6 protein-coding genes and 4 pseudogenes are annotated in these 10,418 nt (G+C 69.6%); 4 read left to right on the top strand and 6 right to left on the bottom strand.

The window, feature by feature from the left end; translation table 11 throughout:
- Positions 1-178: 178 nt before the first annotated feature.
- A pseudogene (locus ACFRAC_RS36195) lies at positions 179-526 on the bottom strand (IS5/IS1182 family transposase); the annotation flags it as partial.
- Positions 527-554: 28 nt separating this feature from the next.
- Positions 555-1,514, bottom strand: coding sequence for an NADP-dependent oxidoreductase (locus ACFRAC_RS36190; RefSeq protein ID WP_382939445.1), 960 nt, complete (start codon positions 1,512-1,514; stop codon positions 555-557).
- A gap of 146 nt (positions 1,515-1,660) precedes the next feature.
- Between ACFRAC_RS36190 and ACFRAC_RS36185 the strand changes: the two genes are divergently transcribed.
- Positions 1,661-2,572 carry a LysR family transcriptional regulator gene (locus ACFRAC_RS36185; RefSeq protein ID WP_382939440.1) on the top strand — a complete coding sequence of 304 codons (912 nt, stop codon included), beginning with the start codon at positions 1,661-1,663 and terminating at the stop codon, positions 2,570-2,572.
- Positions 2,573-2,919: 347 nt separating this feature from the next.
- Here the strand turns inward: ACFRAC_RS36185 and ACFRAC_RS36180 are convergent.
- Positions 2,920-3,663 (bottom strand): annotated as a pseudogene (locus ACFRAC_RS36180) (transposase); the annotation flags it as partial.
- Positions 3,664-3,818: 155 nt separating this feature from the next.
- Here ACFRAC_RS36180 and ACFRAC_RS36175 point away from each other — a divergent pair.
- Both ACFRAC_RS36175 and ACFRAC_RS36170 read left to right on the top strand, forming a co-directional pair.
- Positions 3,819-4,511 (top strand): annotated as a pseudogene (locus tag ACFRAC_RS36175) (YihY/virulence factor BrkB family protein); the annotation flags it as partial.
- A gap of 65 nt (positions 4,512-4,576) precedes the next feature.
- The gene (locus ACFRAC_RS36170; protein WP_382939435.1) at positions 4,577-5,125 is read left to right on the top strand and encodes a phosphatase PAP2 family protein; all 549 of its coding nucleotides are present in this window, start codon (positions 4,577-4,579) and stop codon (positions 5,123-5,125) included.
- Positions 5,126-5,279: 154 nt separating this feature from the next.
- On the opposite strand, the gene ACFRAC_RS36165 is transcribed toward ACFRAC_RS36170, so the two are convergent.
- The gene (locus ACFRAC_RS36165) at positions 5,280-5,435 is read right to left on the bottom strand and encodes a DUF6131 family protein (protein WP_099054574.1); all 156 of its coding nucleotides are present in this window, start codon (positions 5,433-5,435) and stop codon (positions 5,280-5,282) included.
- 382 nt (positions 5,436-5,817) lie between these two features.
- Positions 5,818-6,512: pseudogene (locus ACFRAC_RS36160) on the bottom strand (GvpL/GvpF family gas vesicle protein).
- Positions 6,513-6,695: 183 nt separating this feature from the next.
- Between ACFRAC_RS36160 and ACFRAC_RS36155 the strand changes: the two are divergent.
- Positions 6,696-7,898 (top strand): PP2C family protein-serine/threonine phosphatase, encoded by a 1,203-nt coding sequence (locus ACFRAC_RS36155; RefSeq protein WP_382939432.1) that lies wholly within the window; start codon positions 6,696-6,698, stop codon positions 7,896-7,898.
- 854 nt (positions 7,899-8,752) lie between these two features.
- On the opposite strand, the gene ACFRAC_RS36150 is transcribed toward ACFRAC_RS36155, so the two are convergent.
- On the bottom strand, positions 8,753-10,036 hold the full coding sequence (locus ACFRAC_RS36150) for an MFS transporter (RefSeq protein ID WP_382939427.1): 1,284 nt from the start codon (positions 10,034-10,036) through the stop codon (positions 8,753-8,755).
- Positions 10,037-10,418: the final 382 nt, after the last annotated feature.

Raw genomic sequence — 10,418 nt, 5'->3', positions numbered from 1 at the left:
TTTGTTTCCCGTGCCCCCGCCCCCTCACCCCGCTTCTGTCGGGCCCGGCGGCCTGCCCCGTCCCTTGGGGGGGTGGTTGGGGCGGGGGGCGGTTGTTGTGGCGGGCCCCCACGCGCCCCGCCCCCCGCTACAGGGTGCTTGACTTGTAATAGTGGCCGAGAGGGCGAGGGCGAGCTGATCAGGGCTTGATCCAGAGGCGGATCGAGGCTGCAGTGACGGTGCCGTGGAAGACGTAGGCGCGCTTGTCATAGCGCGTCGCCACCGCTCGGAAGTGCTTGATCCGGTTGATCGTGCGCTCGACCTCATTGCGTCGCCGGTACATCTGCTTGCCGAAGCCGGCGGGCCGACCTCCTTTGCTGCCACGGCGCCGACGGTTCGCTCGCTGGTCCTTCGGCTGCGGGAAGGGGTGCCTAATCTGGCGTCTACGCAGGTAACGGCGATTTCGGCGGGAGCTGCACGCTTTATCGCCGCCGAGCTGGTCCGGCCGCGTCCAGGGACGCCCACCGCCAGGGCGCTTGACCTGGAGCGCCCTGTGTCGTTGTCCGGGTCCTGGCTCAGCCGACCTGCAGCACGGTCTTGCCGCATAGCCGCGCGGTCCGGAGATCGCCGGCGAGGCCTCGCGGTGCTTCCCCAAGGGGAAGTACCGTGCCGATGACAGGCCGGATGCTTCCTGCGGTGACGAGCTTCGTGAGTTCGCCGAGTCGCTCCGGCTTGCGGTCGAGCGAGTAGTTCGCGGCGTGGATGCGTGCGTCGGCCATGAGCTGGTCGTCGAGACCGAAAGCGGTCGACAGGAGCGCACCGCCGTCCTTCACCGTGCCGGCCAGGCTGCTGGTGAGTGAGCGGTCGCCGACAAGGTCGAGGACCGCGTCGAGACCCTCGGGTGCGAGCTGGCGTAGAGCCTGGTCGAGGGGCTGCGCCCCACGGACGACGATCTCGCTGGCGCCGAGCTCGCGTACCTGCTCGGCGTGCTGGGCGGACGCCGTGGCGATGGTCCGGATCCCGCGGGCTGCTGCGGCCTGCACTGCGAACGTGCCGACACCTCCCGTGGCGCCGATGATGAGCAGCGTGCCGCCCTCGGGCACCTGTGTGTGCTCGATCGCGCCGAGCGCGGTCATGCCGGCGGTCGGCAGCGCGGCGGCCTTGTGGCTCGGCATCCCGGTGGGGATGGTTGCGAGCGCGCCGAGCGCGGGCTCTGCCTGGGCGACGCAGACCTCGGCGAAGGTCCCGAAGTGCAGTGGCTGGCTCCAAAACTGGCCGACGACACGGTCGCCAACGCGGAATCGCGTCACGTCGTCACCGATCGCGGTCACGGTGCCGGCACCGTCCAGACCGAGCGTGAGCGGGAACCGGTACTCCCCGAGCCATTCCAGCGCGCCGGACGCGATGGCCACGTCCAGCGGGTTGATCGCCGCCGCCTCGATGGTGACCTGTATCTGGCCGAGGCCGGGTTCGGGCACGGGCAGCTTTGTGAGCTCCGGGGTGTCGCCGAAGCGCTCGATGCTGATGGCTCGCACGTGTCTCTCCGTTCTGCCGCGGGCCGTTCGCCCTGCGGCGACACCAGCGTGGGGTCAAGGCGAGGCCCGGGGAACGACCGATCCGGCAGCCATTAGGAACAAGAAGGTAGTAATCCTGATGCCGAGCAGGTCGTAGTGTGTTCTCCATGGCAGTGGAGTCCCGGGCCTTGCGGTACTTCGTGGCGGTGGCCGAGGAACGCAGCTTCACCCACGCCGCGAGGCGGCTCGGCATTGCCGGCCCCGCGCTGTCGCGAGCGATCCGCAACCTTGAGACCGAACTCGGCGTACGCCTCCTGGAGCGGTCCACGCGCGTGGTGGAGCTGACCGAGCCCGGCGCAGTGCTGCTGACCCATGCGCGGCCTGCCCTGGAGGCTCTCGACGCGGCGGCCCGACGCGCCGTGCGGGCCTCGGCACCGCATCGCAGCCTGGTGCTCGCCGTGAAGGCGGACGCGGACGGGGGCCTGCTCGAAGCCATCCTCGCCGCGGTGGCTGCCGAGCCCGACACCAGGCCGGTCGCCGTGCGCCTGTGCGGATGGCGGGAGCACACGCGGCTACTGCGGGCGGGAGACGCCGATGCGGCGCTCATGTTCGAGCCCTACGATCCGGACGGCATCGACGCGGATGTCGTCGCGGTCGAGCCGCGCGTGGCGGCGCTGCCCGCCGACCATCCACTTGCCGGAGCCGGCCGGGTACGGCTCGCCGATCTCGGAGTCGCCCCGGCGGACGTCCTCGAACGGGTGGAGCGCGACATCGGCGAGCACGGGGTCCAAGACCTCGCGCAGCTGCTCGCCCTCATTGGCCTCGGCCAGACGATGACCGTGCTACCGCAATCGGTCGCAACCCAGTATCCGCGACGCGCGGTGTCCTACGTCCTCATCGAGGACTGCCCTCCCGCCGCCCTGGTTATCGCCTGGCCGGAACGCTCCCGCAGCCGCAGCGTGGCCGCGCTGGTACGCGCGGCGGCGGCCGTCGCGCAGTCGCGTGGCATCGGTGCTGCATCAGACGGGACGATCGGACAACTGAAATCCTGCGGTGTGGCCCCACCAGTCGAGCCATGATGGCCGCAAGCGCCCTGAGCATTGGCTGACCCGTGCTGTTACTGGTCGTTAGGGTCCTCCGTTGTGGGAGGCAGCGACTGCGAGACACCGTCAGGCCAGAAGAGCTGGGCCCGACGGGAGTGCTCGCGCTCCAGCGGAAGGCCGCGTTCGGGGGCCCCTATGTCTTTGGTCAAGGTGGTCGGGACGGTGTCGGGTGGGTCTGGCAGTGTGGCTGTCGTGAGTGATGACGTGTCTGTTCAGGGATCGGCTGGTGAGGGCATGCGTCCGTGCGACTTCTGTGGACACCCGGTCGTGATCAACTCGCTCGACGAGCGTGACTGCCCTGTGTGTGGCGAGAGTGCCGAGGTTCAGCCCGAGGCGGCCGGCTGGGGTTCGTAGAAGGTTCCGTCGCGGAGCATGGCGAAGAGGACATAGGCCCGGCGTCGGGCGAGGCAGAGCAGGGCCTGGGTGTGGTGCTTGCTCTGGGCGATCTTCTTGTCGTCGTAGGCCCGGGGTGCATGGTCGCCCAGGGCGGCGAAGGCGGAGAGGAAGAAAGCTCGTTTGAGCTGCTTGTTTCTTCTCCGGGAGGGCTGTTCGCCGCGGATCGAGGGCCCCGAGCTCCGGGTCGCTGGCGCGAGACCGGCATAGGCGGCGAGGTGGCCAGCGGTCGGGAAGGTGCTGCCGTCGCCGACTTCGACCAGGGTCCTGGCTCCGGTCCTGACGCCGACTCCCGGCATGGACGTCAGGATCTTCGAAAGAGGGTGAGCCTCCAGCAATTCCTCGATCCACGCCGCCAGTAGTTTCCGCTGGTCGAGCACGGCCGTCAGTGAAGCGGTCAGGCTCGGGACGATCAACGCGGCTGCCTCGGTGCTCGGGACCGTCACAGTCTGCTCGTCCAACGCGGCGAAGATGTCCTCGACCAGCCGCTCGGCCATCCGCGGTGCCTTCGGCCGCAGCAACGTGACAAGCCGCCGTCGGCCGGCCTTGCGTATCTGGGCCGGGGACCCGAACCGTTCCAGCAGCGTGAGGACGGCCGGATGCTGCAACCGCGGCCCCAGCACCCGCTCCAGCGACGGATGGATCTGCGTCAGCAGGCCGTGCAGCCTTGTCGTGGGGCAGGAACAGCCCGGTCCCGGCGACGCTCAGTACGTCATCGAACAGCCCCGGGCCCAGGGCGTCGGGATGGACGGGGCCGATCGTCGGCACGTACGGCACTCGGATCACAGGGTGAAGCCAGTCCCACAGCAGGCGCACGGGGCCAACTTAGGAGCAGTTGCAGGGCAACGCCGGTATCGGGTCGATCATGGCCGTCGTCGGCCTGGCGTTGGCGATCTGGTCGGCGTCCGGCTACGTGGCGGCGTTCATCCGCACCTCCAGCGCCGTCTACGACATGCCCGAGGGCCGCCCGGTGTGGAAGGTCCTGCCAGTGCGAGTGGGAGTCACGGTCGTGCTGATGGTGCTGGCCGTGATCAGCGCGCTGACCGTGGTCTTCACCGGCCCCTGGCCCGCCAGGCCGGGCAGGCGCTCGGAATCGACCACACGGCGCTGACCGTGTGGTCGATCGCCAAGTGGCCCGTCCTGGTGCTCCTGGCCACGGTGATGATCGCGAGCCTGTACTGGACCAGCCCGAATGCGAAGGTGAAGGGCTTCAGGTGGGTCGCCCCGGGCAGCTTCTTGGCCCTGGTGATCTGGATGATCGCCTCGTGGGGTTCGCGTTCTACGTCGCCAAACTTCGCCTCCTACAACAAGACCTACGGCACGATGGCCGGAGTCATCGTCTTCCCGGTCTGGCTGTGGACCTCCAACCTGGCGATTCTGCCGGGCCTGGAGTTCGAGTGCGGAGACCGTACGGCAGCGGGCCGTCGCCGGCGGCCATCCGCCGGAGGCCGAGCCGTACACCCAGCCCCGCGAAGCCCGGAAATGGGACGAGCAGGACCGGCGCCGCCTGGACGAGACCTGACCGCGCCGCAGATGCGCGCCGGTGTCATCGGGTATGGCTGGTGACCTGAGGGATACCCGCAGGCTATGGGTTTGATCGCAGGGATCCGTGAGACGGAGCGACATCTGAGCAAGCGGATCGCTGCCAGTGCCTCACCCGGCCTTCACCGGCTGCTGTCGGCGGTGGAGGAGGCGGCGGAGGGGACCAAGCTGTGGTGCGGCGCGGCTGCGGCGATGGCATGGCTGGGTGGATGGCGCGGCCGCAGGGCCGCCGCCGCGGGCCTGGCTGCTGTGACGGTGGCGCAGCTCGTCTCGAACGGCCTGTGCAAGCAGTTGGCCGACCGGCCTCGGCCTCCGAAGGAGTGGTTCCCCCACGACGAGGTCGACGACCGGCCCGACTCCTCCTCCTTCCCCTCCGGGCACACCGCCGCTGCGGTGGCATTCACCGCCGCCATCGCACCCGCCTGGCCGGCCGTCGGCGCAGCGTGCGCAGTGCCCGCCGCCATGGTCGCGGTCGAGCGGGTGCAAAGCGGCGCCCACTACCCCAGCGATGTCGCCGCCGGCGCCGCCATCGGCCTGGCCAGTGCCTGGCTCACCCGCCTCGCCCCGCACCTGATCGTGCGCCACTCGCTCTAACGGCGCACCGAGCGACCCGTTCGGGACTGCGGGTGCCCCTGTCGGTGGCCTTGCCTCGCGGCTGAGGGGCGTGGCGATCCGGCACACGGCCACACGAAGGGGCCTGTGCTGGGCGTGCACGCGTGCCGGTGCCGTCCTGTGTGCTGAGGCAGCGTTACCAGTAGTGTCGGCGGCCGGCGACCGCGTGTCCCATGGACCCCATGATCCACAGGACCGCGCCGATGACCGCGAGGATGATCCCGATCGTCCACAGGATGGATATGCCGGTGACGAAGCCGACTACCAGCAGAATGATGCCGAGGAGGAGCATGACCGCCTCCGGTGCGAAGTAGTGCTGCTTTGTTTTCACTGTGGACCCCAGCGCGGTGCTGGGGAAGTACCTGTGGCCACCTATTCAGGACACCGATCGTGGCGCGCCCGCGCCGGCACTTGTGCTGGGGCGGCGAAGATGGATCCGGCGTTGTGGCGAGCCGGGCGGTCATGGCCGGTGTGATCGGGTGATCGATGCAAAGTGGAGCCGTGAGAGCTGTGTGCCCGTGCGGGAGAGGGAAACCCGGCAGGACAGTAGGGGCCGCCTCAGGAATCGCGGGCGGCACGGCTGTCCTGATCCGGTAGGGATGGGACTGCCTCGTGATTGATCCCCGTAGCCATCAGCCCGGCTGCGGGGATCGGTCCTGATGCTCCGCAACATCTCATGCGTTCGGGTGGGTTGCCGCGGCTCCGAACGCTTCCGCGGTACCGCCTTCGGCCTGCTGGGGTGCGGGGGTGTCGACGAAGCTGTAGGGCGGCAGCGGGCCGTTGAAGGAGAGGTTGGCCAGCCAGCCGGTGCTCTGGGGCCCGGAGCTGACTGCCTTGGCAATGGCTCCAATGCCTGCGGGAGCAGCTGCGCGTCCGTTGTCTCGCGTGCCTGGACGGTGGCGGCGATCATCTCCCCGGGCCGGATTTTCTGCTCCTGCGTGCCGCCGCCGGCCTCGCGGTTGGCTTGTGCCAGGGACTGGATGTCGTCGTGGTCCGCCATGATCAGGCGGAGCACGGCACGTCATTGTGGTTGGCCTTGATGTTGTAGTCCGCCGTGCCGTCCAGGGCTCGCAGCCGCTCGAGGAAGTGCTCCGCACGTTCGGCGAGCACCGCGGTCACCGTGTCGTCGTCGGGAGAGGCGCTGCCGAACCGCATGGGCAGTACGACGCCGCCTGCTCCGGCTTCGGTCAGTACGCGCTGGTGGGCCGGCAGATCTCGGCGCTTGGGCCGCAGCTGGTCGGGGGCGTCGCTGACGATCGCGGCCAGCTCGCCGCAGCAGGCGTACCGGCTGCGGAGGGACGCCGATGCCGTCCCAGGTAGCTCTGGGACGGCCCGAAGGCCGCCCAGGCAAGGCGGTGAGCCGCGCCAGGCATCCCCGAGGTCGGCAGGACCGGCAGGTGGTGGGGCATCGTCCGGACGCAGGGCCGACGGGAGTGCCCATGGCCATGCCAGTCCTGCGGGCCTCGGCTGAAGTGGAGCACGAAGCGGCGTAAGCGTCGGGCGAAGATCTCGCTGTGGGACATGCACCGCAGCAGGGTGTATACCGGTACGTATGGGCGAGGGGCGTGTGCCGGTGGACCGCCTCCCTGAGCAGCAGCTGGGTCGCAGGCTGGTGGCAATCCCGCTTGCGCTGATCGTCGTGATCACCGTGGTGGACATGCATTCCCCGCCGGATGTCCACCTGGGCCCCTTGCTGGTGATCGCGCCGGCCCTGACCGCGTCCCTGGCCGGGCCGCGACTGACCGCGCTCGTCGGAGCCCTGGCTGTGGCGGCCCAGGTGCTCATCGCCGTGTTCCATGGCGGACTGACCACTCCCAACCACCTCTCGCAGATCACTGCCTTGATCCTGCTGTCCGCCTTGGTCGTCTTCGTCTGCCACGTGCGTGAGCGGCGCAGCCGTGAGCTGACTCGGGCACGGTCGGTGGCCGAGACGGCGCAGCTCGTACTGCTGCGGCCACCACGCCGCCGGATCGGGCCACTGCGTGTGGAGTGGCTGTACCTGGCAGCCGAGGACGAGACCCGTATAGGCGGCGACTTGTTCGCGATCGTCCGCTCCGACCGTGGCACCCGCGTGATCATCGGTGACGTCCGCGGCAAGGGACTGGCTGCCATCGGTGAGGCGTCCATGGTGCTGGGCGCGTTCCGTGAGGGCGCGCACCGCTACGACACCCTGCCCGAACTTGCCGCGTGCCTCGAGGTGAGCGTCTGCAGAAGTCTGGAGGACATCGCCGACACCGACAACGATCCGGGTGAGCACTTCATCACCGCCCTGCTGCTCGACATCCCTGACCACGACACACAGGTCGAGATGATCAACATGGGCCACCCGCCGCCCCTGCTGCTGCACGACGGCCAGGAAACGGTCCTGCACGCGCGACGCCCCGTGCCCCCCTTGGGCATGTGCGCACTGTCCGTGCCCAGCCACCGCGCGGACCCCTTCACGTTCGAGGACGGCGACACGCTGCTGCTCTACACCGACGGCGTCGTCGAAGCCCGCTCGCCCGAAGGAGCCTTCTACCCTCTCGCCGAGCGCGCGGCCTCCGCGCCCACCTCCGGGCCCGAAGCTCTGATACGCCACATCCACCGCGACCTGCTGAACCACATCGGCCACGAACCCGGAGACGACGCCGCTCTCCTGGCCATCGAACGCTACGGCGCCCACCACCTCCACCGACCGCACATCACCGGCCACCCCCTCGACGGCCACCGTCGACTCGACTCCGACTCAAAGCCGGTTCCGGGCGCCCCTTCCTGAGCCCTCCGAAAGGGCCCGCCCTCTCACAGAGCCCTCAGCCGCACGGTCCCCTCCTTCGGCCCGTGGTCAGCGCGTTGCAGCGGTCGAGGCCGCCCTGGCATCGAGGCGTCGAGGGGGCGCCCCGGGCCGCCGCCGGGTTCGGCGAATGTCCGCACCCTGATGTCATGCCGAACCGACAGCGTCCGTAGCTCGTGCAGTCACTCCGGCGCCGCTCGATGAGCCTGGAGGACGCCGAGGACTCCGTGCACGAGGCGATGCTGCGGAAGAGCAGACCCGCTCCGGGCGCACCCTCTTCGTCGAGCCCCCGCCGAACGGCTGGGAGGACCCCCCGGAGCCCGAGTCGTTCCAGGGGGAGCCGGAAGACGGCGCGCCCCCACGCAAGGCCGGGCGGAGCGTGCTCGCTGCAGTGATGGGTGTCGCGATCGTGGCGGCCCTGGTCGCAGGTACCAGCTCCCGTGCTGGCGCTACGGGGGAAGCACGTCCAGGAGCGGGCGGACAACTGCACACGCCACCCAATCGAGATGTGGGTCCTCACCGAACACAGCGACCGGGTCCTGGGCTCACCACGATCCTCCGGACATCGGCGCCCTGGACCTGGACAGCGGCCGAAGCCGCTGAGACCGCCTACTACCTCTCGGCGCACTGATCGCCGATTGGGCCGTCGGCCGCGCTGCGCGCGAGGGAGTCAGCCGCGTGCGGCCGGGACTGTGGCTCGCCGTTCTGGCCGCGTACTACCAGCAGCAGAATTTTCAGCTCATCCGTAAGGTGTCGACCCCCGGAGGGCAAGCGTCGTACGCCTTGGAACGGAAGGCAGAGCGCGTACCGGCAGTGGCCAGGTGGCTTAAATGGCCGGGTCAGCCGGCCTCGTCGCGGGCGGGCGATGTCCTGGCTCGGAGGATCGGGTCGTTGCGCAGGCGTAGGAAGGTGACGAGCAGAGCCAGCGCCTGCACCACGGCGCACGCCCCGATGAGGCCGTCCAGGTACGGCGGTGGGGTGAGGGCGAGCAGCACACCCGCGAGGGGGAAGGGCAGCAGCAGGAGCAGGATGGTCAGGGAGAGGGTCGTGCCGAAGGCCGCGGGTGGGATGACCTGCGAGCGGAGGGTGCGCAGGACGACGGTAAGTCCTCCGTCGGCGGCCATGAAGAGGGCCACGAGGGTCACGTAGCCGGTATAGGAATGGGCCTGGGGCACGGCCAGACAGGCGGCGGCCGCGACGGTCGCGCTCGTGACGCCGACCCCCCAGAGCCCGAGCCGGTCGAGGCCCGCCCGGCAGCAGACGACCGCGGCCAAGGTGACGGCCGCGGCGATCGACCATAGTGCGCCGGCGGCGGCCGGGGACTGGCCGAAGCGGTCCCTCACGAGAACAGGGCTGGCCGACTGCAGCAGTCCGAGCATGAGGTTGGAGCAGGCCAGTCCGGCCACCAGCCGTCGCAGGGACGGCAGCGAGCGCAGGGTCTGCCATCCTTCCCGCAGGCCACCGCCCGGCGTCGGCCCACCGTGGCGTGCGGCACGCAGAGGGGTGGGCGGTGTCTGCAGCGCGAGTGCGGCGGACAGGAAAGACAGCACGCTCAGGCACGCCAGCATGAGAGTCGGGCCAGTGAGCAGCAGAACGCCGCCGAGAGCCGGACCCATGACGGTGGCCGTCTGGTCGATGCCGATCAGCACCGACTGCACCTTGTGGGTCTGCCTGTCGGTGCGGCGGCTGACGATGGCGCCGACCGCCTCGTTGGCGACGAAGCTGAACTGTGTCAGCGTCCCGGTCACGGCGGCCAGTGCGATGACGGTGGCGGTCTCGACCGTACCCGGAGGCAGTGCGATCAGCGCGGCAGCGGCGCCCGTCACCAGCAGGGCGCGGGCGAGCGAGGCGAGGAAGGACACGATGGCCGCGCCGCTGCGGTCCACCAGGGTGCCGGCGAAGCCGAACGCGGCCACCCGGGGTATCCATTCCAGTGCGAAGGCCAGGCCCGTCAGGGACGCGGAGCCGGTGGTCGCCAACACGACGAGTGGCATGGCGTAGGTCGACATGGAGTAGGCGAGGGCATCGCACACGCGTGGTGCGTAGATCCGCCGGAACAGGCTGCCTGTGGGGATTGCAGCGTGCCGGCCGGCCGGCTGGACCTCGTGCAAGGAGACGGTCAAGGTGTGGGGGCTTTCACTGGGCGGGCGTGGACGGACGGCTGGGGCGTTGGCCGCTGTTCACGCCGAGGAGAACGTCACAGTCACCCAAACCATGGGCACGGCATCAAGGTGCACGTGAACTCCGTTCGAAACGTTGCAAGGTGAAGAGTAGGCGGGCTCGCCCCGAGGGGAGTAAACAGGCCCGCCCCGGCGTGATCCGCCAGGGGCACTCTGTTCAGCGCATTTCAGGTCCTGCGCGTCACGGGTGGCGGCGCACCTTTACAAGATCACCTCTGAACGGGGATCGCCTGTCGGCGACGCTTGAATAGTGAGCCGGTTCCGGCGGGTGAAAATTGACCCCCACTGCGTCAGTTGATGTTGGTCATTCCCCGGTGTTGGCGGC

The sequence above is a fragment of the Streptomyces sp. NPDC056628 genome, assembly GCF_042792555.1.
GTDB lineage: Bacteria > Actinomycetota > Actinomycetes > Streptomycetales > Streptomycetaceae > Streptomyces.
The sequence above is the reverse complement of the archived record's forward strand: the minus strand, read 5'-3'. Positions and strand labels throughout refer to the sequence as shown.